Source organism: Candidatus Poriferisodalis sp., from assembly GCF_965262965.1.
GTDB lineage: Bacteria > Actinomycetota > Acidimicrobiia > Acidimicrobiales > Poriferisodalaceae > Poriferisodalis.
Genome location: NZ_OZ253573.1, coordinates 3,021,812 through 3,045,127, shown reverse-complemented (window position 1 = coordinate 3,045,127; position 23,316 = coordinate 3,021,812). Strand labels below are relative to the sequence as shown.

24 protein-coding genes and 1 pseudogene are annotated in these 23,316 nt (G+C 63.6%); 8 read left to right on the top strand and 17 right to left on the bottom strand.

Annotated elements, in window-relative coordinates:
- The first annotated feature begins 49 nt into the window (after window positions 1–49).
- Window positions 50–442: a nuclear transport factor 2 family protein gene (locus ACQY5K_RS14720; RefSeq protein ID WP_428116654.1), complete on the top strand. Its 393-nt coding sequence runs from the start codon at window positions 50–52 to the stop codon at window positions 440–442.
- Window positions 443–550: 108 nt separating this feature from the next.
- On the opposite strand, the gene ACQY5K_RS14715 is transcribed toward ACQY5K_RS14720, so the two are convergent.
- The 8 genes from ACQY5K_RS14715 to ACQY5K_RS14680 all read right to left on the bottom strand — a co-directional run bounded on the left by ACQY5K_RS14715 (window position 551) and on the right by ACQY5K_RS14680 (window position 5,419).
- Window positions 551–784: a hypothetical protein gene (locus tag ACQY5K_RS14715; RefSeq protein ID WP_420445177.1), complete on the bottom strand. Its 234-nt coding sequence runs from the start codon at window positions 782–784 to the stop codon at window positions 551–553.
- A gap of 272 nt (window positions 785–1,056) precedes the next feature.
- The gene (locus tag ACQY5K_RS14710; protein ID WP_428116652.1) at window positions 1,057–1,293 is read right to left on the bottom strand and encodes a hypothetical protein; all 237 of its coding nucleotides are present in this window, start codon (window positions 1,291–1,293) and stop codon (window positions 1,057–1,059) included.
- Between the two features lie 185 nt (window positions 1,294–1,478).
- The gene (locus ACQY5K_RS14705; RefSeq protein WP_420445179.1) at window positions 1,479–1,754 is read right to left on the bottom strand and encodes a type II toxin-antitoxin system RelE family toxin; all 276 of its coding nucleotides are present in this window, start codon (window positions 1,752–1,754) and stop codon (window positions 1,479–1,481) included.
- A complete protein-coding gene (locus ACQY5K_RS14700; RefSeq protein ID WP_428116649.1) occupies window positions 1,751–2,020 on the bottom strand; it encodes a type II toxin-antitoxin system Phd/YefM family antitoxin in 270 nt (89 codons plus the stop codon). The genes ACQY5K_RS14705 and ACQY5K_RS14700 overlap by 4 nt, the downstream gene beginning before the upstream one ends.
- 127 nt (window positions 2,021–2,147) lie before the next feature.
- Window positions 2,148–3,494: an ATP-binding protein gene (locus ACQY5K_RS14695; protein WP_428116647.1), complete on the bottom strand. Its 1,347-nt coding sequence runs from the start codon at window positions 3,492–3,494 to the stop codon at window positions 2,148–2,150.
- 108 nt (window positions 3,495–3,602) lie between these two features.
- Window positions 3,603–4,382 carry an SRPBCC family protein gene (locus ACQY5K_RS14690; protein WP_428116645.1) on the bottom strand — a complete coding sequence of 260 codons (780 nt, stop codon included), beginning with the start codon at window positions 4,380–4,382 and terminating at the stop codon, window positions 3,603–3,605.
- A gap of 169 nt (window positions 4,383–4,551) precedes the next feature.
- Complete coding sequence (locus ACQY5K_RS14685; RefSeq protein WP_428116642.1) at window positions 4,552–5,022, bottom strand: ImmA/IrrE family metallo-endopeptidase; 471 nt, start codon at window positions 5,020–5,022, stop codon at window positions 4,552–4,554.
- A 106-nt stretch (window positions 5,023–5,128) separates the two neighbouring features.
- A complete protein-coding gene (locus ACQY5K_RS14680; RefSeq protein WP_428116640.1) occupies window positions 5,129–5,419 on the bottom strand; it encodes a HigA family addiction module antitoxin in 291 nt (96 codons plus the stop codon).
- A gap of 126 nt (window positions 5,420–5,545) precedes the next feature.
- Between ACQY5K_RS14680 and ACQY5K_RS14675 the strand changes: the two genes are divergently transcribed.
- A complete protein-coding gene (locus ACQY5K_RS14675; RefSeq protein WP_428116638.1) occupies window positions 5,546–6,517 on the top strand; it encodes a hypothetical protein in 972 nt (323 codons plus the stop codon).
- 256 nt (window positions 6,518–6,773) lie between these two features.
- On the opposite strand, the gene ACQY5K_RS14670 is transcribed toward ACQY5K_RS14675, so the two are convergent.
- Entirely contained in the window at window positions 6,774–9,227 is a 2,454-nt protein-coding gene (locus ACQY5K_RS14670) for an AAA family ATPase (protein WP_428116636.1), read from the bottom strand.
- Window positions 9,221–9,403 carry a hypothetical protein gene (locus ACQY5K_RS14665; RefSeq protein WP_428116633.1) on the bottom strand — a complete coding sequence of 61 codons (183 nt, stop codon included), beginning with the start codon at window positions 9,401–9,403 and terminating at the stop codon, window positions 9,221–9,223. The genes ACQY5K_RS14670 and ACQY5K_RS14665 overlap by 7 nt, the downstream gene beginning before the upstream one ends.
- 249 nt (window positions 9,404–9,652) lie before the next feature.
- Here ACQY5K_RS14665 and ACQY5K_RS14660 point away from each other — a divergent pair.
- Window positions 9,653–9,958 (top strand): annotated as a pseudogene (locus tag ACQY5K_RS14660) (helix-turn-helix domain-containing protein); the annotation flags it as partial.
- A gap of 38 nt (window positions 9,959–9,996) precedes the next feature.
- Window positions 9,997–10,533 (top strand): DDE-type integrase/transposase/recombinase, encoded by a 537-nt coding sequence (locus ACQY5K_RS14655; protein WP_428122717.1) that lies wholly within the window; start codon window positions 9,997–9,999, stop codon window positions 10,531–10,533.
- Window positions 10,534–10,561: 28 nt separating this feature from the next.
- Here the strand turns inward: ACQY5K_RS14655 and ACQY5K_RS14650 are convergent, their stop codons facing one another.
- Window positions 10,562–12,667 carry a choice-of-anchor R domain-containing protein gene (locus ACQY5K_RS14650; protein ID WP_428116631.1) on the bottom strand — a complete coding sequence of 702 codons (2,106 nt, stop codon included), beginning with the start codon at window positions 12,665–12,667 and terminating at the stop codon, window positions 10,562–10,564.
- A 428-nt stretch (window positions 12,668–13,095) separates the two neighbouring features.
- Here ACQY5K_RS14650 and ACQY5K_RS14645 point away from each other — a divergent pair, with 428 nt between their 5' ends.
- The gene (locus ACQY5K_RS14645; RefSeq protein WP_428116629.1) at window positions 13,096–13,299 is read left to right on the top strand and encodes a hypothetical protein; all 204 of its coding nucleotides are present in this window, start codon (window positions 13,096–13,098) and stop codon (window positions 13,297–13,299) included.
- A gap of 317 nt (window positions 13,300–13,616) precedes the next feature.
- Here ACQY5K_RS14645 and ACQY5K_RS14640 read toward each other — a convergent pair whose 3' ends face one another.
- A complete protein-coding gene (locus ACQY5K_RS14640) occupies window positions 13,617–15,077 on the bottom strand; it encodes a hypothetical protein (RefSeq protein WP_428116626.1) in 1,461 nt (486 codons plus the stop codon).
- A gap of 176 nt (window positions 15,078–15,253) precedes the next feature.
- On the opposite strand from ACQY5K_RS14640, the gene ACQY5K_RS14635 reads away from it, so the two are divergent.
- Entirely contained in the window at window positions 15,254–16,972 is a 1,719-nt protein-coding gene (locus ACQY5K_RS14635; RefSeq protein WP_428116623.1) for an SIR2 family protein, read from the top strand.
- A gap of 15 nt (window positions 16,973–16,987) precedes the next feature.
- Here ACQY5K_RS14635 and ACQY5K_RS14630 read toward each other — a convergent pair whose 3' ends face one another.
- Together ACQY5K_RS14630 and ACQY5K_RS14625 are read right to left on the bottom strand one after the other, a co-directional pair.
- Window positions 16,988–17,626: a hypothetical protein gene (locus tag ACQY5K_RS14630; RefSeq protein WP_428116621.1), complete on the bottom strand. Its 639-nt coding sequence runs from the start codon at window positions 17,624–17,626 to the stop codon at window positions 16,988–16,990.
- A gap of 1 nt (window position 17,627) precedes the next feature.
- Entirely contained in the window at window positions 17,628–18,725 is a 1,098-nt protein-coding gene (locus tag ACQY5K_RS14625) for a hypothetical protein (protein ID WP_428116618.1), read from the bottom strand.
- 186 nt (window positions 18,726–18,911) lie between these two features.
- On the opposite strand from ACQY5K_RS14625, the gene ACQY5K_RS14620 reads away from it, so the two are divergent.
- Window positions 18,912–20,396, top strand: a complete 1,485-nt coding sequence (locus tag ACQY5K_RS14620; RefSeq protein ID WP_428116615.1) for a hypothetical protein — start codon at window positions 18,912–18,914, stop codon at window positions 20,394–20,396.
- A gap of 34 nt (window positions 20,397–20,430) precedes the next feature.
- Window positions 20,431–20,601, top strand: a complete 171-nt coding sequence (locus ACQY5K_RS14615; protein WP_428116612.1) for a hypothetical protein — start codon at window positions 20,431–20,433, stop codon at window positions 20,599–20,601.
- A 449-nt stretch (window positions 20,602–21,050) separates the two neighbouring features.
- Here the strand turns inward: ACQY5K_RS14615 and ACQY5K_RS14610 are convergent, their stop codons facing one another.
- The 3 genes from ACQY5K_RS14610 to ACQY5K_RS14600 all read right to left on the bottom strand — a co-directional run bounded on the left by ACQY5K_RS14610 (window position 21,051) and on the right by ACQY5K_RS14600 (window position 23,050).
- Complete coding sequence (locus ACQY5K_RS14610; RefSeq protein ID WP_428116610.1) at window positions 21,051–21,494, bottom strand: hypothetical protein; 444 nt, start codon at window positions 21,492–21,494, stop codon at window positions 21,051–21,053.
- A gap of 209 nt (window positions 21,495–21,703) precedes the next feature.
- Window positions 21,704–22,612: an IS982 family transposase gene (locus ACQY5K_RS14605; RefSeq protein WP_428116606.1), complete on the bottom strand. Its 909-nt coding sequence runs from the start codon at window positions 22,610–22,612 to the stop codon at window positions 21,704–21,706.
- A gap of 87 nt (window positions 22,613–22,699) precedes the next feature.
- Complete coding sequence (locus tag ACQY5K_RS14600; protein ID WP_428116603.1) at window positions 22,700–23,050, bottom strand: DUF6338 family protein; 351 nt, start codon at window positions 23,048–23,050, stop codon at window positions 22,700–22,702.
- Window positions 23,051–23,316: the final 266 nt, after the last annotated feature.

Genomic DNA, 23,316 nt, shown 5'->3' with positions numbered 1-23,316 from the left:
GGTGGCTGGACAGCGGCCGGGATGCAGGCAGGTGCCGTAGGGTCACGCCATGGATACTGCTGACCGCCTCGAACTGCACGAGCTGCCGGGCCGCTACGGCGACATCATCGACGACCGCGACTGGGAGCGGCTGGGGACCATCTTCACCGACGACGCCGTGTTCGACCTGACCGATCTGGGTGCGCCACGGCTGGAGGGCTTGACGGCGATTCGGGATTTCATGGCCGACGAGGCCGAGCATCCCCGCACCCACACGATGACCAACATCTACGTGAACGAGACGGCGGACGGTGTGGAACTGAAGTTCCGGATCCTGGCGCTGCTCGGCGGCGGCAAGGTGGGCACCGCGTCGTACCACGACCTGGTGGTGCGCACGCCCGACGGCTGGCGCGTCAAGGACCGCATGCTCAAGCGCCGCCGCACCCAGGTGTACCCGGACTGAGACGGTTCGGTCCTCGGGGACGGGGTCAGTCGGTGGCTGGAGCGCGGTCGGCGAGCCACTGTCGCCAGCGGGGCTCATCTCGCGTCGGAACTCTTGCAGGCGAGATGGTTACGTCAGCGCAGGCTCGAGCCGGATGCTGCACACTCGTACGCCTGGAACCGACTCGACGGCCTGGCGCGCTGAGCACAGCGCTTCATCGAGCGACGGTGCCTCGCGGTCGAACTCGACGGTGTTGTGGCCGATAGTCGCATCGGTGCAACCAGCCTCGTAGAGAGCTTCGAGTGTCTCCCACCTCAGCAAGTCCGTCCCGTCGGTGACGATCTCAAAATGGTGTGTGGCCATCAACCGTCTTGCCTCCGCCCGCACTTGCCGATCAGCGACAGCAGCCTACGCGCCTCGTTGCCAGCGCTGGCCGGCGTGCTCGATATCGACTTGCTGCACTCCCTGTGCCCTCGCGGGCAGCGCGCTATCCCCAGGCGTGACCGGCGCGGCCCTTGGGTCGCTTGATGGTCCAGCCAGCAACCACGAGTGCCTCGATCGCCTTGCGCACATCCTTGTCCGGATGTTTGCCTTGCGACACAGATTGAAACTACACAAAACATACTGACAATCACTCATGGTTTTGGGGCAAGACTTCTGCTGGACCACACTGCCGCGTCGACACGGTGTTCGAGTTGACCGACTTGGGTGTACGTCGTGAGACTGTTCGCCTTGGCGGAGACGGCGTTCTCGCCGATGTATCCCTGTCTTGCAATCTCGTCGATGATGACGGCATAGACATCGCCGGCAACGTTCGGCTCGTCGCCGCCTGGGTCGTCCCCGCATCCGGCGAGGCCCAATCCAAGCAGCATCGCAACGACAAGGCCGAGCGGCCAGGGGCGGAACCCAATGCTGGCTCGTTTCGGATTTCGGCGGTCGTCGACACGTCATTCGCCGGTTCGGTGCAAGCGAGACAGGTGGTTCATGATGCGCTCTTCCTGCTGCGAGCCGCTCGTCAGATGCGCGTATCGATTGTCCGTTCCGGACCTGCGGAGCGTCAAGATCGGCAAGCATCCCGTCGATGAGAGATGCGGACCACCTCAACCTGCCGATTCGCTTCATCGATGCGGTAGATCACGCGGTACGTCCCCAAGCGAGCGCCCCATAGCCCATCAAGTTCGTCCCGCAGCGGCACACCGATACGCCGAATGGCATCGGTCAACGGCCCCGTGATCAACTCAATGGCAGCGGCGGCAACTGGCTCCGGAAGCCGTTCCGCAAGTTCCACTGCTGCTGGCCGCGCGACCACGAGGTCGTACGACTCGCCCATCATTGGGGCCGAAGCGCCCTGACAGCTTCCGCTCCGCGCACGACATCACCTTCGTCCATGGCTCGCAGACCCTCGGCAATCTCGGCCATCGCATCCGGGTCGGACAGGATCGCCAGCGTCTCCTCCATCGACCCAAGATCCTCGGGACTCATGAGGACGGCCGCAGGCGTTCCGTTGCGAGTGATGACGATCCGTTCGTGGTGGCTGTGGACTCGCTCGACGAAGTCAGAGAAGCGGTCCCTCACTGTTCTCAACGATTCAGTGGACATGGTCACAATTGTGCCACACGTCAGCCCGTCTTCGGAGCGAGGTCGACGAGCCAGGCGCGCCAGCGCGGATCGCCTGTTGGGGGATGGAAGCAGTCGAATGGAGGGTCGGCGCTCTCGACGGCGAGGGTCAGCTCGTCAGCATCTTCGGCGGCACGCTCGGTCCCGATGATGTCCAGAGTCGGTCGATGGGAAGCACGTACAGACGATCGCCGAGCTTGAGGGCATGAGTGCCGGTGTGCAGCAGTACGCCTGCGGCGAATGTGCCGGGCTCGGTTTGATCCGAACGGTCACGCAGCCAAGCGACATCGCGCAGCTGGCTCGGGGCCGGCGAAGCGGACGCCTTTACCTCGACGGCGACGACGCTGCCATCGGTTCGTTCAAGCACGATGTCGACTTCGCGGCCGGTGTTGTCGCGGAAGTGGTACATGTCGATGGCTTCATCAGCAGCGGAGATCTGTTGAGCGATCTCGTTGACGACGAATGTCTCGACAAGCGGGCCGGTCATCGTGGCGGTCGGCGTGCGCAATCCGCTCGCATCGAGGCGCAGCAACGCTGCCGCCAATCCGGTGTCAGCCATGTGCAGTTTCGGACGTTTGATCGCTCGGCGAGCACGGTTCCGCGTCCAGGCCGGCAGCTCATGGATCAGAAAGACCGTGTGCATCCACCCGAGGTAGCCCTCGACGGTGCGACGATCGAGGCCGATGCGCCGAGCCCAGTCTGAGAGGTTTACCTCGGTGGCTGTGCTGGCCGCCGCAAGCCGGATCAGCCGGGCGAGCGCTGGACCTGCTCGCAGGTCGCCCAAGTCGACGACGTCTCGGTTCAGCACCGTCGTCACGTAGCTGTCGAACCAGCGCCGTCTCGATGTCCCCGTCAGCTCGAACGGTTCGGGATAGCCGCCACGACACAGGAACCGCAGGTAGGCGTCCCGTGCCGTGCCCGCGGAGGTTCCCAGCCGCACATCGTCCCTGAACCAAGCTGTGATGGCTGATTCGAAATCGGCTGCGACAATGCCGGCACGGCCGGGTGCCGCCGGATCGTCGACAACGTCGGCATGGGCAGCGATTTCCCTTTGCGACAGCGGCCGCAGCTGCAGGATCGCCGCACGGCCAGCCAGCGATTCACTGATGGTCGGAACGGTGAGAAAGTTTGTCGACCCTGTCAGCAGGAAGCGTCCCGGCCCACCCTGGTCGTCGACTGCCATTTTCACAGCACGGACCAAACGATCACCTCCGAGCTGAATCTCGTCGATCACCAGCGGATGCGGCTGGTTGTGCAAGAACGTCTGAGGGTCGTCGAGAGCAGCCGCCCGCACCAGCGGATCGTCGAGTGTGGTGTAGGTGCCTCCCCGTTCTGCAGCGACAGCTTGTGCCAGCGTCGTCTTGCCGCACTGCCGGGCTCCGTGCAGCACCACAACCCGGAACGTGTCGAGCGCGGCGCCGATCTGCGGCTTCAGGTCACGCGGGACCATCTCCATACACGAAGCCTACCGCCAAATCACCACTTCGACAGATAGTTGATGTATAAATCAACATCTTGTCAATGTCTAAATCAACTCCACCGTTATGATGAATTAGCCAGGGCCCTACGGCGACTGTGCAGGCGGGGCCTGTTCAGCGAGCCAGGCGCGCCAGCGCGGGTCGTCGCGCTCGGCCGCTGCGGCGCCGTCGGGTCCGTAGAGGTAGAGCCAGACCGAGACCATCGTGAACCCGCCGCCGTCCTCTGATGTGAGGAAGGCGGTGCCGGGCGCTGGTTCGTCGACCAGCAGGGTGATCCGGCGGGGGGCAGTGTCGATCACCGTGCCTGCCAGCTTCGCCACGTCGTCGGCTGCCACTTCGAGGCGATCGCCGACCTCGGGCATCTCGTCGATGCCCAACCCGCCGGTGAGGATCGCCCAACCCTCGTCAGGGCTCACCGGCCACATGACCATCGGCAATGCGGACGTTGCGGCCTGTCCGGCGAAGTGCTCCAGGTGCAGCCCGAGGTTGGCCATGAACAGCTTCCAACCGTCGATCATGGCCTCGTACTGCGGGTCGTCGACGCCGAAGCCGGCGTTGTGCAAGCTCACGGTGCACGTGTTGTCGTCATGCGGTTCGATGGTCCACTCGAACGTCAGCCCATCGACGCCTTCGCCCCCGTCGAAGAGCACCCGGTGCGGCGGCTCCCACGCCGCCACCCGGCCGGCAATCTGCATCTCGGGCTCGGGCCCGAACGACGCCGTCGCCGCTCCCCCGGCCTTCTCTTCGATGGTGTGCGGCACATACCACGACGAGATCCCCGGCCCCGTCGCCACTGCCCGCCACACCGTCTCAACGTCGCCGATCACCTCGACCGAAAGATCAATCACCCGTCCCGTATCCGCCATGCCCACAGCCTGCCTTACGATCCCCGACGGCACACCCGCTTAGCGAGGGAACGGGGGACTCGGCGCTGGTTTGCTGGTCAATGTCATCGCCCGAACTGCTGAAGCCGGTACGACCATCAGCTGCCGGGGACTGCTGGTCCACGCAGAGTTCGCCGTTGCCCCAACAAGCTCATGGCTTGGGGGGGAACTCGAAGGGCCAGCGCAGGTCGTTGCCCTCTGAGCGTTTCCACCAGCCCATGTACTGCAAACGGCCGACAATAATGCCTGGAGCGATGCCGATCGCCGTAGCAAAGCGTTCAACGTCCTCATTGGTGTGCAGCGTTCCCAGAGTGGCCTCGTGCTCACGAGCAATGAGCACCTGCTGCGCGTAGGCATCGGCCTCCTTCTCCACGCCTCCGGCCTCCTGCTCCTCCCCATCGTTTATGAAGGTGCCCTTCTTCGAGTGCAGCAACACATGGCCGATCTCGTGAAAGAGCGTGAACCAGGAGATGTCGTGGCGCTTGTGGCGGGTGCTGATCTGAACAAGCGCCTTGCTCGGCGAGAGCCATCGTGTTGCGCCGTTGAGCCGCGTCCTCGCTATCTCCGGTTCGACAACAAACGCGACGCCAGCGCTCGCGCAAAGAGCCTGTGCCGTCCGCACCCACGTTCCAGGGTCGCGCTCGTTGGTGAATCCGCGAAGTTCGTCAACGACATCAAGAAGCGCTGCATTGCTGAATGGAGCGCAATCGATCTTGGTTGCCTCAATCTCATCGTTCCTGTTCCGCGCAGTACGTGAGGTGCGAGCGGTAGGACATCTCCAAGCTGTTCCAGAGGTGTGCCGGTACGCCGGTGACCCGCTCCAGCCCCAGCGCTGTCTCGGTAGTGATCGGTGCTGCGCCCTTCACGATCTGATTGACGTGCTTGGCCGACAGCCCCGTACGAGCAGCAAGCTCGGCTTGGGTCATGTCGCGCTCGTCAAGCCATTCCGCCAACGTCTCGCCCGGCGGGAAGACCGTGTCGGGTTCGTAGGCATAGCGCGGCTTGCTATGGGTGCCCATGCTGATTTCTCCTGAATGTCGTCATCAGTGGTAGTCGTCAACGTCTGAATCGTCAACGTCTGAATCGTCCACAGTCTGATCCGTCCGCTGCTCGTCCAGCGATACCCGAGTATCCGCATCGAAAAGATGAAACGGGGCCTACTGGTGCGCTTCAACGAACCGCTCTCCTCCGGCGAGGACCCCACCGTCGACCTGGTGGTCGCGCTCAACCGCGTCGAGGCCCCCGGCCTGTGGATCCCCAACCTCGACCGCAACCGATGGGACCCGAGCCATCCCGAACGCCACGTCGAACTGTTCACCTCGGGCTGGCCGCAGCTGCGACAGACCCGCCAGCACGTGGTGAGAGTTGCCAAGGCACATGCGAAACAGTTCAGCGAGCCTGCTGTCTGCTCGTTCAACATCGCAGCGCTCGCTTGGGAGTGCATCGAGTTGGCCGAACCGCTGGATCGGGCCCTGCAACAATTCTTCGACTACGCCGCCACCTCGCTGGCCCAGCACTTGACGGCGGATCCCGCAGGGGTCAGCGCTCCCATCAAAGTCGCTGACCGCAACCGCGCGGTGCAGCGCTTCCGGACGGTCGCCGACGCCCGAGATCTTGCCATCGAGGCCGGCGACGATGACGCCAAGGTCTACGAGATATTGGCTGCTGCGGGAGTCTTCTGGAAGCTCGTCGGACCACCGCCGTCCACAGTCGCCACCATTCATCAAGCCATCACAAGCGGTGACCCCAGGTCGATCACCAAGACCGGCACATTGGTGGCAGGGATCACTTCCGGCACAACGTCCATCAAGCCAACTCGTTCCTACGGTGGCCAGCATGTCGCCGCACATCGCCGTCGGAGCTCAGGGCCGTGGTACGGCCGCTTTGCCGATCGTCTTCGATTCGAAGGCGACACGAGGCGCCATGTCGTCGGGCTGCGGGTTCCGCGTCGGCCACACCACGGCGGTGTCAGCAGCCCGAATCCCAACAAGAGACGAAGGCTCGGATATAGGCGGTGGCGGTGCCGGAGAGCTTGCACCAGTCCCGTAACGCGTCGGCGGCGCACTCGGGGCCGTTGTCCATGCGCAGATGCCCCGGTGCGCCCCGCCGTCTCCTAGTTCATCATGGACAGCGACTCCTCCAGCGCAGTCGATGCTTGGTCGCTCGACACGCAGGAGGAGTCACCGCTCCCAAAGGTGGACGGATCAAGCCAGGCCAGAAGACCCCCGACACCACCGCGCATTTCAGTGAGCGCAAAACGCGACTACCGATGACCGCTCACAATCCGTCCTCGCGCTCCTCGGCCATTCGGACATCCTACTTAGAACACTTGTTCGTGTCACCGAAGATGCTGGCGCACGTAGAAGGAGTCCGCTACTTGTCCACGAGACTGAACTGTTGGTGTCCGCACCCGCATCTGAGGGACTCGGGCGGAGAACCGGCTTGGCCCGACAGGTGGAGCCACGACTCACATTTCTCGCAGGTGAAGATCGCGAGGAATGCCCGACCTGCTCCAACGACGGGTTCGAAGTCCTGCCGACCGAAGTTCTCCCACTGGTTGTAGTGAACGGCCGGGTTCACGGCCCACGACTCGCTCTCCTGAACCAACTTCGCGTCGTTAAACTCTTTCTGAGCTGTCTTGACTTTGTCGCTGGCATCTTCATTGTTCCAGGAGTTGGCCGCTCGAGCCGCGTCCTTCAAGAGCTTGCCGTAGCGGGCCTTCACAGCGTTGAGGAACTCGCCAAGACCCCAGCCGCCGCTGGCGCGGTAGGGAACCTGTGCACCGAGTTCTTCGGCGATCTCGGCGAGGGACTGTTCCATGTTCCTGCGCAGCCTCGCGGCGGCCGCGTTCACATCTCCCTGATTGAGGTCCTGGCCGATGCGTTCCCAGACGTCAGCACCCTCCATCATCGAGGGGCCGTCGTTGACGTTCCAGGCGACGAACCGCGCTTGCTGCTTCTTGGCGACGAGGCCCGAACTGACCATTTTCCTGGCCCAGACCTCGTCGTGGGTCGTCACGATGAACTGCACATCCGGAAACTCGGATTTCAGCATCGAGCAGAACTGGTGACGGTGACCCACGTCGACGGACATCACGACGTCATCGAGTACTGCCAGTCGAAAGTCTGCCTCGAGTTGTCGTTCCATGAGCGCGAGGTACAGACACACGCCCATGCCATCCTGGTGGCCTTCGCTGTGGTAGGCGGCGGGCGGGAACATGCCTTGGCCATAGAAGTCCACAGACAGATCAAGCTTCTGCCCGCTCGGCGACAGGTTCGCCTTGAAACTGTCCTCGTCGCCGGCGTTGAGGCATCGATACAGGCCTGCGAAGCGCTCCCCGACATCGGCGTAGATCGAGGCCAATCCGGTGTCGAGTGCGGCACAGTACGTGTCGTGCACTGCCTTGGCGGCCGTAGCGGCCGCCACGGCACCAGCAGCCGCTGAGCGCGCTTGACGGAGAGCTGACCATCTCTCCTGGGCGATCGTGACAAAGCTGTGTGCATTGGCGACGCCGCTCTGATCTGGCCTTTCGTCGACTACGGAGCTGACCGCCTTTGCTGCGTCGTTCGCAATCGTGCGCATCGACTCAACGCGAGTTCGAAGCTGGTCCAACTCCTCGACGGTGACTATCGAGGCCAAACGCTGACTCGCGCCGGCGAACAGATTCCGCACCGAGTCGAGGTCGTTGTTGGCCTCACCCGCTCCCACTCCCTTGCCGACAGCAGCCAACGGGACGACGACGTCTGACACGACAATTTGGAACTTGGCCGCGGCGGCGTTCGCGGCAGTCGACCGCGCATTGTCGAGTGACGCGGCATCCTCAGAGTGCCTCAACTTCTCTCGGAGATGCTCCTCAAGCGCGGCCTGATCGGTCCACCGCGTGTCGCACAGCGGGCAAACGGCGCCATCTACAAGACCGAGCCCGGACTCGACGAGCGACCGCGACGCCAATGCGATATGTAGGCCGTCGTAAGCCTCGTAGTTCGCGATGCGGGATTGGAGGGTGTCCAGTGCTTCGGCTGCCGAATTGAATGCACCGTCCATCGCGGCTCGGGCGGCGGCGATGTCAGCGGCGGCGGACGACTTGTTGAACGCGGGTTCTGTCTGGTCCCCCGAGGCAACCCCGGCGGCGAGATCGGTGTCGGGTCGCAGTTCGGGCAGCTCGTCGAGATCCAGGATCAGGCGCTGCAGATTCACCGACTCGCGAACCTGGTCAATCAGCAGCTCCGGAGTATCGATGTGCCGCCTGAGCGAGTCTTCGGCGGTACGGACCCGTTCCGCCGCACTATCGCTGGCAGTCTTCGTCTTCGTCTGGGCCGAACGCAAGACTTTCCTGATCTCGCCGAGCCGCTCAAGCCGAAGCAGAGCCTGGATCTCCTCCGACCGCTTACCGGGCTCAGCCAAGACGTACTGGATGATCTCGCGCCGGGAGAGGACCAACTCGGGGTGTAGGGCCACACGATCAACGGCGTCTCTCACCTCCGGCACGTCAGGTTCGAGCTTGAAGGACTTGGGGTCCGCAACGGACCGGGAGAGGGTTGCCGACTTACCCGAGTGCGGCTCAGTGACTTTCAGTTCGACGACGGCACTGCCAGGGTCGTCCCGGTGAAGGACGTGGGGTCCGTGGTGCCGCAGCGAAACCCCGCCCCGTCCCGGCCCTCGCAGTCGAGCGATATTGCCCGTAAGAGCGAAATCCAGCGCGTCCACCACACCGCTCTTGCCGGACCCGTTTGGCCCCAGGACAATGAAGCTGTCGCCATTGGGCTCGATGCAGAGGTCGCGGATTCCGCGGAACTCGAGAATGCGGAGCCGGTCGATGGTCAGCATCCGGCGGCACCCCGCGTTGCGTCAGTAATGAGTGACGCCAGCTCGTCCGCGCTGGATGGACCGTCAGATGAGCTGAACGCTTCGCCTAGCTGTGCGGCCAGCTCATCTGTGATGCAGTCGACGTCGGCGAGACGTATGAGAAAGTCGTCCAAGATCTCTCGTTGTAAGTCCGACACAGCTGGCCTCGCGTTCTTGTCCGGAAGCACAGAGGCTAAGGGCCAGTTGAAATCACATGCACTTGATTTCTCGCCGGGTGTCGCCAGTGATGCCGCTCCCTGAGTGGCCAAGTCCAGCCCAGCTGGAAGAACACCGGGGATCGAGGTCTGCTAGGTGTTGTGGACATAGAGGTTGGTAGCAGCGTGATGGGTTGAGCCTCCTGTGCGAGCGTGGTGTTGACGACAACCACGAACACAACAGGAGGCTCGATGTCGCACGCTAATGCCAGGTTGACGCCCGCTGGGCGGCGGGAGATGGTGCAGCGGATCGAGGCGGGCACGACCCAGGCGGAGGTGGCCCGCCAGATGCATCTGTCGAGGGGCACGGTGGCGAAGTGGTGGGGCCGGTGGTGCTCTGAGGGCGAGGCGGGGCTGGCGGACCGTTCCAGCCGGCCTCATCGGTCGCCTCGGCGCACGGACCCCAAGGTCGCCGAGCGGGTGTGTCGGCTGCGCCAGAGCACCAAGCGCGGCCCGGTGTATCTGGCGGCGCGCACCTGGGTGCCCCAGGCGACGGTGTGGCGGATTCTCAAGCGCAACGGGCTGAATCAGCTGTCGTGGATGGACCGCCCCACCGGGGCGGGGGCTGGCGGGTCCACGGACGGGGCACGCCCAACGCCAAGCGCTCCAGGCGCCGCCGCAGACGCCTCGGTTACACGTACCTGCACGTCGCGATTGACGACTACAGCCGGGTCGCCTACGTCGAGGCCCACGACAACGAGACCGCCGACACGCTGTTGGGGTTCTGGCGGCGAGCCCAGGACTGGTACTGGTCCAACAACATGGCCGTAGACGAGGTCCTCACCGACAACGGACCGAACTTCACCTCGAACAAGTTCGCCGAACTGCTCGCCCAACGGCGAATCAAACACCGCCGAACCCGCCCTTACCGGCCCCAGACCAACGGCAAGGCGAAGCGGTTCAACCGCACCCTGGCCGACGAGTTCCTCTACAACTACCGATTCAGATCAGAGACCGACCGCAGGGTCCGCCTGCGGCGCTGGGTCCACGACTACAACTGCCACCGACACCACACCGCAGTAGGCGGCCCACCCGCATCACGCGCACACAACCTCACGCGCACCGACATCTAGCAGCGAGGCGCCGTTCGGGGGGTCAGTTTCAGTCGGTGGGTGCGGTGTCGAGGGGGACGGGGTTTTTCTGGCTGGCGCCGGGGGAGGCGTATATGCCGATTTGGATGGAATAGTTGGTGGAGTCAGGCTGGAAAAACGTCCAGGGGTCGTTGGTGATGGTGCGGCTCCTGGTTCTGGCGTCTGGGTGGATTTGCCACCCCGATTTGGCGTCTGCGGTGGCGTTGATGACCCCGTCGAGGTAGTAGGCGCCTGTGTCTTTGTTCGGCTGCATGGAGAACACCACCCAGTACCAGGTGCTGGCGGTGAGGTTGGCGGGGATGCCCGACGGCACCCAGAACGACTCCTCGTAGTCGTCGAAGCTGGTTCTTGGCCCCCAGACGTCGGCAGGGGTTTTGAGGGTGAACAGCTCGGTGCCGGGGGCGGAGGAGGCGTCGGAATATATCGATACCTTCGCGTTGGCCGCGAACGCCGACACCTCGGTTTGTGAGACGGCGGCCTCGATGCGGTTCAAGACATAGCCGCGGCTGTTCGGGCCGGTGTAGAACGGCACCGTCCGGTCCAGCCCGAGCCTCCGGTCTCCCACGTCCTGCGTCGAGTCCGTCGTGCCATGCGTCACCCGCACCCTGGGCAGGGCCGAGGGGGTGGCCAAGTGCAAGGTGGTGGCCATCTCCTCTATGTGGGACACGTCGTCTATCTTCAGCTTGTACGCACCGGTATAGGTCCTATTTTCCAGCTCGTAGTCTGATCCTGATTTGACCTGGATGGCGGCGGTGGGCACCACCATCACGTAGTAGTCGATGTTCGGGAACGCCTCGAACTCGAAAAACGACAGGCCGTCCTCGTTGGTGTCGCTCACCGCCGAGTACAACGAGCCCGAGCCGCTCGGCGCCTCCATAATGAAAATCTCGCCGCCCCGCTCATCGCCCGGCGCGTGATCGCCGAACCACGCCTGCACCCGATACCGCTTACGATTCCAACGATTCGCCTGCCCATCCCGAGCTGAGTTGGACGTAGCGGGCAGGCCCTCTAGCTTGAACAGGTCCCGATCAGCCCTATCCGACAGGACCCCCGACGACAAGGTGCCGAGCTCCAGGCGGCCCACCGTCGACGAGCCAGCCGCGAAATCGGTGCCCGCAGTGTCGTTATGCGGGTCTGGGGGCTTTTCCCGTCCGCTCAGGCCGAATATGGGTTTTTTGCCGCTGGGGGAGTTGATAGTCCACCCGGCCGCGCTCGAAGAATCCAAAGCATTGCTGGTCGTGGCCTGCAAGACAATTGCGGAACCAAAGGCAATGAACTGCAGCCAGTATTTCGTGCTGGGCGCGAGACTCAGCTCAAAACCCTGACCTGAGTACTGCTGAAGAGTAGTACCACTAGAAGCGCTCACCAATCTGTGTATCTCGCTGCCGATAGACCCGTTCGAATCGGCGTGCAGGTAAACTTGGACCCTCCGATTGGTGAGTTGCGCAAGGACCGTCGCCTTGGTCAGAAAGTAGCCGTGCGGGTGGGAACCCGTCGTAAACGACACATCGGTGGAACCGCCATTGGAGAGCGTAAAGAGCCGTTGATCCTGGTCGCCGCCGGCATGGGGCTGGCCTAGGTTCGACACCAGCACCACCTCGCTGTTCTGAGCGGCGAACTGGAGGCCCTCGTCGTCCTCGTCGTCGCTGATGATCAGCGGCGGGTCCAGCAATGGCTCGTCGCGGGCGCCGACCCCAACGCCACCGCGCTTGCCCAGAACCGGGTCGGTTGCCGGAGTGCTGGTGCTGACTTGGGAGGTGGCTTCGTCGGTCCACGGTCCGCTCCACGGCCCGTGGGGGCCGCCGCTGCGGTAGCGGGACCGCACCCGCACCTTGTACTCGGCTCCCTCGGTGAGGCCAGTGAGCGTCAGCGACGTCACTGAGCCGGAGGGATAGGAGTTGCCGCGTGTGGCCTCGTTGTCGGCCTTCCACGACAGATAATCCAACGACGCCTCAGCCCACATCACCCGATAATCCGACGGGGTTCTCGCAGGCGGATCCCAGCTGATCGTCAGCTCACCCGCCGCGTCACTGGCTAGGCGTACCTCAGCAACCGACCCAGCCGTTGCGCCTGCTGGGGCTGTGGGCGGCCCCAACGCGACCACCCCCGCGGCCATCGCCGCCGCCAGCAGCGCCGCACGCCAACGCCGCCGGCCGCGTCTTGGCTCGGGACGGTCCGGGCGGTGCCAACTCGCGGGGGGGCTAAGGGCATGTGAGTGCTCCTGTGCAAATCACGGCCGCCTGGGTGCAGCCCGCGGCCGACGCGCAGCGCTGTCAACGCCACCCGCTCGTCGCTGCCAACCGGCACGGTCCGATCCATGACCACACCGTACTGCCGACATGATCATGCTGACAAGCAGGCGTCGCCTCGAACCCGGGCGGCGCGGCGGCCGTTCCCGAGGCCGTCAGCGGGCTCACGGCGCCGGCACGCGACAGCGGCTCGCTGCAGGCATCGCCCGTACTTGGACGGCGGACGGGTTCAGAGACAGGTGCTTTGTCGAGCCGGACCTGAGCGCGCTGCCCGCTTTGCCACTCCGATGCCGGTGTGCGCTCAGCATGGACGGTCTGTCTGCGGCCCGGTTTCGTCGGGCGGCCCGAAGCAGATCACTTCGTCGCCGATGACCAGCACCCCTCCGCCGTCATCCTGCTCATCGCCGACCTCGACATCCGCGTCGTCAACCACGACACCGGAGAACTCATCCGAGCCCTCAACCCCGACCGCGACAACCAACCACAACCCAAAACCTGACCCCGCGCAGGTTCACAAGGTTCCGATGTCTCGCGACATCACATCGGTGGGGTGTTGGCCAGTCGCGTTTGCCCAGGTCAGACGGGGCAAATTTTGGCCGATCAGCGAATCTCCACATTATTTTAGGCGAATCTCCACATTGGCTCTGGGTCCCGTGGCAGCCCTCTCCGGCCTTCCAGGTTGGGGGTTGCTTCGGGAGTGTAGGTCTGCCCGAGCGCTCGATGTCCCTCGGAGAGGCTGGATACGGGATGTTCGTACCGCGTTGGTGATCCGGAATCGGATTCGTTGTGCTTGCGGGTCCTGCAAGGTGCGCCGTTTCAGGCTGCGTCGCGGATGTCCGCGAGGATCGGCTCGTAGTCTGCGTCCCACACCTCGAAGAGCAGCGGGTTCTCCCCCTGGGCCAGTTCCGTCAATCTGCTGCTGACGCTGCGCAGTTCGTTCGGCAGGGCGTCCAGTAGCCGCGCACCGCAGGCTGTGTCGTGCATGAGCGGGGGCAGCATGACTTCGAGTTCATGGGCGCTGACGAACGCGGTCGGGATCGACTTGGGCTGAACGAGGTCGTCGAAGAACGGTGCGCCGAGCCAGTAGTAGGGGTCGCGGGTGACGACCAGCCCGCGCATGGGCCGCCCGTTGAGGCTTGGGAAGCGTTCGTGTCCTTTCTCAAGCAGCTCGGCTGTCTTGGCGATCTGGTCGCACGCCTTCTGGAGCTTCCTTGCGACATCGCTGTCCTCGGAGAACTTGCCCGCCCGAGTGTCGAGCGTGGGAGCGATCGCCTTGGCTTCGACGAGCACGACGACTTGCGGCGTCTCGACGATGTAGTCGACACTGAGCTTGCCGCCGCCGTAGGAAATCTCTGGCGTCACGGTGGCGAGCTCAAGGAGCCCGAGTTGCTCGCCGGCGTAGTCCTCGAACCGAGCACCGAGCCTTTTGGTGAAGGCATTGAACGCCTTGTTCGGATCGGCATCGGCCCGCAGCGCGTCCCTCACGACGAAGAGCAGTCCCTGCGGCGACAGGCGCTGCAGTATCGCCGCCGGGCACGGAACGACATACTCGTCGCCGATTGCGATGATCGGCCGTTCGAAAAGCGGATTGAAGCCCCACAAGTCTCCCGGGTCCGCTGTCATCTGACGGCCCATGCACGCGAGTTCGTCTGCTGGCGCTGCCAGCCATCGGTCGATGACATCGAGGCCATGCTGCGCCGAGTCGGGCGCGAAGATCGGCGCGTAGCTGTCGCTCAGCAGTTCGCTGCGAGGAATGCGCCCTCCCCTGCTGATGGCAAAGGAGAACATCGCGAAGCCGAGATACAAGAACCGGGGCAGCGTGGTGCCGAGCATGTCGCGCATCTCGTCCTCGTCGAACACCGCGTCGCCGAATCGTGGATCGGTGCCGTAGAGGCACAGCGAGCGCGCCAGCGACGCCATCGGGGAGAGCTGAAACGGGAACTGCACGTACGCGATACGCGAGAGCACCGTCCGCCAGACCGCATCATCGATCTGGCCGTCCAACACGGGCTGCCACAAGTTGTGGAACCCGTCGACAAGGTCCTGCACATCGCTCGGTCGAACCGGCTTACTGCGATGGTTGGTCCCGCTGGTGACACAGATACCGGCCACAGCGAACAGCATTCCCTGACGGACTTGGGCCAGCTTCGCCTGCGGATGGTCCAGCGCCATGTCTCGCGTCACCGAGACATCTTGTGCCGCCTGGGCCGTGATGGCTCTCAGCAGACGATCGCGCGGAAAGCTGCGCACGCGCTGACGCAGGGCCGCTGGCTTCACAGTGCTGTTTCTCAGATGATGAGGCATGGTGACGCGACGACCTGGCCGACGGAACTCTCCATGTGAACGGTAACGACAACGCCGGCGCCGTCCGGGGGATTTTCTGGCCGCTTGAGCCCTTCGGCAACTGGGTCACGCGCAGCGCCTATCGAGGGCGGCATCGCTAGGTTCACCTGATGCCTCTGGTCCCCATGGCGTCGCTCGCGTCGAGCATGCATGCTGGCCCCGGGAGCTACGCGCTGCTGCTGGGCTCGGGTATCGGCCGCAGCTCGGGCGTGCCGACGGGCTGGGATGTCACGATCGACCTGATCAAGCGCTTCGCGGCTGCGCTGGGGCAGGATCACGGCGGCGATCCGATCGGCTGGTACCGGAGCTACACAGGAGGCGAGCCGGACTACTCGGTTCTGCTCGAAGACCTGGCACCGTCCCCAGAAGACCGCAGGAATCTGCTGGAGGGCTATTTCCAGCCGACAGATGACGAGCGGGAAGAAGGCATCAAGATGCCCGGGCCGGCGCATCGCACAATCGCCGATCTGGTCAAAGCCGGTGTTGTCCGCGTGATCGTCACGACGAACTTCGATCGGCTGCTGGAGCAGGCGCTCTCCGAGATTGGAGTGCAGCCGACCGTCATCTCCAGCGCCGCACACGCGCAGGGCGCTCTGCCGCTGGTTCACAGCGGTTGCACCATCATCAAAGTGCACGGCGACTACCTGTCGCCGGACCTGAAGAACACCGTCGAAGAACTCGACAGCTACGACCCAGCGATAGATGCGCTGCTCGACCGCGTGTTCGACGAGTACGGACTCGGAGTATGCGGTTGGTCGGCCACTTGGGACGCAGCACTGCGCAACGCGCTGCTGAGAGCGCCGAACCGGAGATTCGCAACCTATTGGATGCACCGAGGCGACCTGACGGCCCAAGCCGATGAACTGGTCGCGCACCGCGGCGCGATCCAGATGCAGGTCACCGATGCCGACACCGCATTCGACGAACTTGCTCAGACCGTTGCAGCGCTCGAAGAAGCGACGGACCGCGATCCTCAAGGCACCGCGACGGCGGTTGCTCGTCTCAAGCGCTACCTATCGGACCCCGTGCACCGCATCCGCCTGCACGATCTCATGGTCCAAGAAACGGAAGGTCTGATTGACACCGTTGCAGACCTGCCCACTACCGGTGTCGACGTGGATGCGGTCTTTCCCAAGCGGATGCACAAGTATGAGATGGCGACTACTCAGTTGATGGCACTCCTCGCTACAGGGGCGTTCTTCTCTCAGGATGATGATCGCGACCAGACCTGGGTCGCGACTATCGACCGGCTCGCGAGGCGTGAGATGGCCCAGTCCGGCTACGACGTGCTGCTCAACATGCAGCAGTATCCGACGCTGCTCGCGATGTACGCGGTCGCCTTCGGTGCAGCTGCCGCCGGCCGAATTGATCCCGTTGCCCGCGTTCTCGGTTCTGTCAAGGTCGCAGAACACGGGTTAACGGTTCCAGTCGGCGTCGCGGCCAGCTCCTTTCAGGTTCTCGACTACGACAGGATGCGGGCAACAGTGCCCGGACTCGAACGGCATCGGGTTCCGTTTTCTAAGCGTCTCTTCGATGCGCTGCGCCCGACCGTGACAGAAATCATCCGCGACGATCAGCGCTACAAGGAGCTGTTTGACCAGATCGAGTACCTCTTCGGACTCGCGTGTTACGCCGGAATCGGGGTTGGCCCCGTCGGCCTGGGCGCACATCGACGCCCTGTAGGTCCCGTCGAGCCCCCGGACGGCTTGATTCAGAGCAACCGAGATGCACTCATCGAAGCTGGTGTGTTCACCGATGCCAACCATCTTGAGGCGTGCCGCGCCGCCTACAACGAAGAATTCGAGAGCGCCCATAGGCGCAGGTGGTAGCGCCTGCGGACGCGCTCACTGCCAGTCGGCCATGTCTCTCTGATACTCCGCGTATTGCCCCAATACCGACATCAGGCCGTCCGAGATCAGCGTGAACGCTTCGTCGAAGTGCTTGTGCATGGCGACGACATCGACATTCGCGCCGTAGTTGCCATCCTTGACAAGAGGCAGGGGTGCGTCCTCGAACGGGGCGTCTTTGCCCTTGCGAACTTGCGCATAGCGGAAGCTCTGCCCATTGGGGTCAAGTCCGTGGATTTCCAGCAAAACCCTGTTGGTGTCTGAGGGCAGCGTGTCCAGTCCAAGCTCTGCGAGCATCCTGTCGAGACGAAATGCGAGCTTGTGAAGATTGTGGACTGCCTCATCCGCGAGCCACTCGTCCACGCGGTCTTGCTCAAGAGCCTTGTCGATTCGCCCGTCGGGCAACCTCGCGGCAGCTTCCCGAATCGCGGCCTTCAGGACGAGTTCGAGCGCATGCCGGCAGTTGTAGACGAGCGGCACGAACAGAGCATCATTCGGCCCCCTGTCGACCCAGTGGTCCACGATCAGCTGCGCCGTGTCGGCAAAACCCATCGCCAAGGCGCGGTCGTCGAAGTTCCACATGATCGCGTTGTTGCGGAACGGCTCATCGGGACACGCGGGACCGAAGATCGCCATGTCATCTCTCCATATCGTCGGTCCAACCGAACTTTGCGTCCAGCGGATTCCACACCAGATCGCGGTCGGTCCGTTGTACCTGCAGCAGGAACTTCTGGATGTCGAGATCGGGCGGCTGGAGCGACATTTGCGCAATGACGCGATCGGCCATCCGGGCAAGCTCGGGCAGCAGGCGTTCGGCGGCCTGCACCTCGCTCATGGCGCCGCGATTCGCCTTGGCCAAGAGGTCGACCCAAGCAGCGAGATAGTCGCCGTCTCTGTGAGTCATCCAGATGCCGAGGTCGTCGATGAAGCCGTCATACGGTGCAGGTGTGCTCTGGGTGACGCGCTTCATCGCGAAGAACAGCCGACCGCTCAGCCGAAAGGTGTGATCCTGTCGGCCGAATATCGCGTTCTTGATGCGGCAGCAGATCGCGTACCACACCTCGCACATGGTCCACAGGTTCGTCTTCGGAAGTTGGACGCTCATGTCGAGCAGCGCGTACCGCCACGCAAGCGATCCTCCCTGAGGGTGGCTCTTGTTGAGGTGAACGATGAATTCCTGCGCCGTGCCGAAGCCGAGGTCCAGCTTCTCGAACTCGTTCAGGCTCCAGTGCTCCCCGAAGTGCAACTCGGTGTAGTCGCGGTCGCTGGGCGCAAGCTCGGCATAGAGCGTCTCCAAGTCATGCCCATAAGGACTCTTCTTGAGGTCGTCCAGCGTGAAGGCAGGCTCGGCCGGAGCGAGCAGCAGCATCTTCAGTGCCTGCTCGATCCCGTTGTAGGCAGCGGTGACGAACGCCCATGCCTGCACCGCCTCGTGCTCTGCGTACGTATCGGGCTGCACCGGGTTCTCGGCGACGAGCTTGCGAATGAGCGTGCACGCCGTGAACATCCTGTGAAAGAACATGGAGTCGATGGTCACGGTGGGCACCGTATCCATGCGGCCAGCGAGCGGTCCCTCAATTTGCGCGATATGCCCAGCTTGTGCATGGACCGTCCCGCTGACGACCTCGGTGACTCGTGGCACGACAACAGGCCGTCGCTCACTGCGCTTTGCCATGTCCTGCAGGTCGGTGCCGGATGCCGACATCTCATTGAGCACTTGGGGGGTCCTCCGCATCGATGACCATCCAGGATGTGTCAGAGAAACCTGACACGGGACAAAACTCCACGTCGAACTCTGTGCTGCTGTGGCAGAGTTGCGGGCCTGTGGTGTGGGGAATCTGAAACGGCGTCACCGGTAGGCAGGGTGTTGAGGCACCTCTTCCGTTGGGCATCGGACTGGCTCGATGACGCTTCTCAATCGGTGACGCCGCACGTCCACGCGGGAACTCAGGCGGTTGCCGACGAACGGCGAGAGCCAGCGTTGATCGATCTATCGGAAGAATGGGGCTTCACGTTCGAACTGCTGGAGGAAACGCAGGCTTGGCGCGAGCGATCTGTCCATGAGATCTTGCTGCGGGACAGTGACCACGTTGACGCCACCGCTGCATGCCAGATCCGGATACCCCTTGAGCTCGTCAGCCGCTACGCACCAGGAGCACAGGTTGGCGACCGTCTGCGCCTGCTCCTGCCATTCGCGGTTCGTCCGAAGAGTCTCCTCCTCAACGTCGGCCTCGCAGGGGCCGATGGGAGTCCGGCATCACTCGTCCTCAAGCGAGACTCTGCCCAAATTCAAGCCGGATACATGTCGCATGTTGATGGTCGTCCGCTTGAGGAACAGCCTCTCGGAGGATCACTGTGGGCAGGTGTCTCGAACTACACGTCTTGGGCTTGGCGAGAGCACTATGTCGGCCCGGAGAAGCGAGCGCGGAGGCTTCGTTGGCTTGGTTGGGGCCGCGGATGGCGAGCAGATGCTCTCGCCAGCTATCTCAACGCCGATCTGGAGCTGGGCATCAACGCTCGACACGTCACAGATTGGCTGGGCCAGACGGAGGACGCTCGGATAGCGCTGGTCGACGCCCTGCAGGAGGGTGAGGACCCGGAGTCTTCCTCGGAGTGGATTCTCCTAGCGGTCCCATTCATGCCAATCCGACCACACGGGATCGCAGATATCGACATACTCGTCGCCGAGTTCTGCAACGCCGTCGACTCCATGAGCCCTCGTGCGCGACGTTTCCTAGCTGAACTCGGCCGTCGATGGCACGTGATCATCGACACAGTGGTGCCCGTCGACCGACCATGCACTGTCAAGTTGTCTGAGCAGCGTCCGTGGCGAGACGCTCCGTCGCCGTACCTGCGACAAGAGATTGAAGTGGGCGATGCGACGACCACCCATGTCGAGATCCGTGCCTCAGATCATGGCATCGTGCTTGACCGATTGCGCGTCGACGACTTCGCAGGCGAACGCGTCGATGTCAAGGTCAGCGACGATGCTCGGGAAACAGCTGATGCCATCGCTCTGTACGCCGACGCGAGCACGGCACCCGGCATCGTGGGAGTCGGCCTTCGGGCACGGCTTCGCCGCGGCTACTGGCGCCCGATCTGGTGGCTGCAACTGCTCATCACGATGGCCGGTGCCACCATGCTGTGGCTGCCCGGGACGTTTGCTCACCTAGTCGAGAGCTTGGCACTCCTGACGTTTCCACTCACGCTTGCTGGCGCCGTCGTCCTTACCCGCGAATCCACTTCGCTGGCCGAGAGACTGCTCCGGCGCAGCCGCACGCTGCTGATGGCCTCCATTGCCGCGCTGTGGGCCGTGGCGCTGGGTCGACTGCTGCTGCACGCCGAGGTTGGGTGGGCCGAATCGGCCTGGGCATGGGTGCGTGACACCATCAGCTGGATGGGCTGAGGAATACACTGAGTTCACGGAGCCAGGAGGCACGATGGCCAAGAATGGCGCAAAGGGCGGCGGCCGGAACGGTGCCATAAGAGGCCGCACTCAGTTCCAGAATCCGAAGAACGGCAACTGGACCAAGCGCGATGCGTCCTCGGGCCGCTTCATGGCGATGAAGAGAGCTGGCGGCCCGTTCAAAGGCGTGCGACGCGAGGACTGAGCAGCGCGAAACAAGCCCCGGAGCTGGGCTCCCGGGGCTTGCCGGTTGGTGGGATGTTGGCCAGTCGCGTTTGCCCTGGTCAGACGGGGCAAATTCTAGCCCGGATCTCGATCTCCACATGATTTTAGCCGAATCTCCACATTGGCCCCGAAGGGACAAAACCCCTGGTCAGAGCGTTGCGCGGCGCATCGAGATCGAGCGGGAAGTGCACAAATGCACTTTCGGAGGGTCAATTTCAGCGCGAAACAGCCGTTATCGGGGCACTTGAGCGCTCTCGCGGCGGCCAGGGTTATGAGTTCCTCTGCTGTCTTGGCTGCAGCCAAGCGCTGCAGCCGTCCCATACACGGCAACGGACGTGTGATTTGCTCGAGCGAGGGTGCTGCGGTCGCTCAGGTGTCTGATGTCCATCCGATGGGGCTGAACGTCGAGATGTGCGTCGATCCTCGAATTCACTGCCACGGCTTCGCCTCGTCCGAATGCTCGGGGAGTTCGTCGTCGCATACCTCTGACCGCTGGGACACGAAGGCTTCGGCAGCGTGTCTTCGGTCAGGACCGCCAGATGTCATCACGGCTCCGAATGCCGATCCGACCAGCCCGGGACACTCGCGCCCTGCCTCCCCGATGGCGTTGTTTCCTGCCTTGGAAGCGAATACGGCTGCTTGCAGGTCGAGATCGTTGTAGCGGATGGCTCCTGCATCAATATCGCTGAAGAGCGACGGGCTGCGGTGCAAAGTGAGAAGCGGGCCGTCGGGGGCCTCGCAGGTAGCGCAGTCCAGTGAGGCGCCGGCTGATGCCGTTTCTGGGGCAGGGCCGATGTAGCGGGATCCCGGCGGGAGCGGAGACTCGTGCTGGTGGCGTGGCCGCGCTCGGTGGGCCTTGCGACGCCGACTCATGGATTCGCGTTTCCTCCGTCGGCGTCCTGCTCGATGCTCGACGACGCCTCAGCTTTGGCTCGCCACACATCCCAGACATCGGCGCTGAAGGGTTGTCGGCCTCGTAGTTGAAAGGTCCGCCCGTCGCGCACTCGTGAGACGAGTTCGCGCAGCTTCATCGCTTGGTGCCATGGAAAGAGCTGCTGCGCTAGATGATTAGTTCCAAGGGGTCAGTGGTCGTAGGCGGTGAGTGAGCGTGCTGGTCGGCTGTGTCGGTGGGTCTCGTTGTGCCAGATGGCGGTGGTGAGGGCGAGGAGCCGTGTGAGGATGCGCACGGCGACGCCGGAGCGGGTGCGTCCTTTGTGGCGTTCGAGGCTGAGCTGGCCTTTGAGGGTCTGGTTGATCGATTCGATGATCTGGCGCAAGGGCCGCAGGAACCTTGCGCCGGGCCGTGGGGCCTCGGATCGGGTGGCGGGGCGGAGCAGGGTGATGCCGGCTTGGTTGAGCTGACGTTCGAACGCGGCGCGTCTGTAGCCCTTGTCGGCGATGAGTGTCTGGCCGGGCCGGGCGATCCCGGCCGCGGCGATCATGTCCGCGCAGACTTCGCGTTCGTCGGCTTTCGCGCCGGCGAGCGCGAACGCGATCGGCAGCCCCGCCGGCGTGGCCACAAGGTGCAGCCGCAGACCCCAGAAGTACCGCGAATGCGACGCGCACCAGCCGTATTGGGCCCATCGGGCGAGGCCGGAGCGTTTTTGGGTCTCGCGGCTTCGGCCGCACTCGACCGGGGTGGAGTCCACCAGCCACACGTCGTCGTGCCACGACTCGCACTCGCGTGCGAGCCATCCCATGACACGAGCGATCATCTCGGCGCTGCGCCGCAGCCGCTTGTTGTAGCCGTCGCGGTTGGGCAGGTACGCGAACCACGGCCGCAGATGCGCTTTCGCGTAGCGCACGAACTGCGACTCGTTGTCATAGCCCAGCAGCGCCGAGATCACCGCCAGGGTGATCAGCTCCGCGTCCGACAGCTTCGGGGCGAACCCCACCGCAGGCCGCTGCGGCACCCAATGAGGGTTCTGCGCCAACAGGTCATCGATCCGCACATACAGTGCGGTCGCAAGGGTGTCCAAGTCCGGGTTCATGCTCCGGTCCTCCGAGATCGAGGTGTTGTTTCACACCCCGAGCTTGGACACCCTCACCCCACAACCGGTGGACCCGACCCCTTGGAACTAATCATCTAGCGCACCGCGGGGGACATGGGTGACCTGCATGAAAGCGATCTGAGAGGCATTGACGACGAGGTAGCCGAAGTCATCAAGCGACACCCATTCGGCAGTTGGCGAGCCGTTGGCTGCTGTATCGCGTCGCCCATTCTCCGGCAGCGCAGGACGTCGCTCGATCGGGGAGCGCAGCACCAGGTCGCGGTTGGCGGATTCCTCGAATTGCCTGTTGAACGAATAGACGGACCCGCGAACGGCAGTGCCGTTCACCAGAGCGCACTCGACTGCGGCTCGGGCGAACCCGTTCTCTCGCTCCGCGGTATGCGAATCCTGGGGAAACGATGAGCGCGATATGGACAATTCCCGCGGCGCTCTGATCCAGAGTTACTGCTCCTTTGAAGGAGCAGGCTGTGGGGCGTCCTTGACCACCGGCTGCAGCGCCGGAATTCGCTTCGCCGGTGGCGGCGGATCGACGCCCGGCACGCGCATCTGGCCAAAGCGGTGTTCTTCTCTGGGACCGCCACTGCGTCGAGACATGTCAGGCACTCCTGTTCTGTTCTCAAATTAGCGGCCAGTCACGCTGCCCGGGGGTCCAATAATGGCCTGGACCGAGACTTTGGATTTCG

Coding starts and splice junctions, on each gene's coding strand:
- ACQY5K_RS14720 (WP_428116654.1), top strand. CDS start 50: ATGGATACTGCTGACCGCCTCGAACTGCACGAGCTGCCGGGCCGCTAC.
- ACQY5K_RS14715 (WP_420445177.1), bottom strand. CDS start 784: ATGGCCACACACCATTTTGAGATCGTCACCGACGGGACGGACTTGCTG.
- ACQY5K_RS14710 (WP_428116652.1), bottom strand. CDS start 1,293: ATGCTGCTTGGATTGGGCCTCGCCGGATGCGGGGACGACCCAGGCGGC.
- ACQY5K_RS14705 (WP_420445179.1), bottom strand. CDS start 1,754: ATGATGGGCGAGTCGTACGACCTCGTGGTCGCGCGGCCAGCAGCAGTG.
- ACQY5K_RS14700 (WP_428116649.1), bottom strand. CDS start 2,020: ATGTCCACTGAATCGTTGAGAACAGTGAGGGACCGCTTCTCTGACTTC.
- ACQY5K_RS14695 (WP_428116647.1), bottom strand. CDS start 3,494: ATGGAGATGGTCCCGCGTGACCTGAAGCCGCAGATCGGCGCCGCGCTC.
- ACQY5K_RS14690 (WP_428116645.1), bottom strand. CDS start 4,382: ATGGCGGATACGGGACGGGTGATTGATCTTTCGGTCGAGGTGATCGGC.
- ACQY5K_RS14680 (WP_428116640.1), bottom strand. CDS start 5,419: ATGGGCACCCATAGCAAGCCGCGCTATGCCTACGAACCCGACACGGTC.
- ACQY5K_RS14675 (WP_428116638.1), top strand. CDS start 5,546: ATGAAACGGGGCCTACTGGTGCGCTTCAACGAACCGCTCTCCTCCGGC.
- ACQY5K_RS14670 (WP_428116636.1), bottom strand. CDS start 9,227: ATGCTGACCATCGACCGGCTCCGCATTCTCGAGTTCCGCGGAATCCGC.
- ACQY5K_RS14650 (WP_428116631.1), bottom strand. CDS start 12,667: ATGGCCGCGGGGGTGGTCGCGTTGGGGCCGCCCACAGCCCCAGCAGGC.
- ACQY5K_RS14635 (WP_428116623.1), top strand. CDS start 15,254: ATGCCTCTGGTCCCCATGGCGTCGCTCGCGTCGAGCATGCATGCTGGC.
- ACQY5K_RS14630 (WP_428116621.1), bottom strand. CDS start 17,626: ATGGCGATCTTCGGTCCCGCGTGTCCCGATGAGCCGTTCCGCAACAAC.
- ACQY5K_RS14625 (WP_428116618.1), bottom strand. CDS start 18,725: ATGCGGAGGACCCCCCAAGTGCTCAATGAGATGTCGGCATCCGGCACC.
- ACQY5K_RS14615 (WP_428116612.1), top strand. CDS start 20,431: ATGGCCAAGAATGGCGCAAAGGGCGGCGGCCGGAACGGTGCCATAAGA.
- ACQY5K_RS14610 (WP_428116610.1), bottom strand. CDS start 21,494: ATGAGTCGGCGTCGCAAGGCCCACCGAGCGCGGCCACGCCACCAGCAC.
- ACQY5K_RS14605 (WP_428116606.1), bottom strand. CDS start 22,612: ATGAACCCGGACTTGGACACCCTTGCGACCGCACTGTATGTGCGGATC.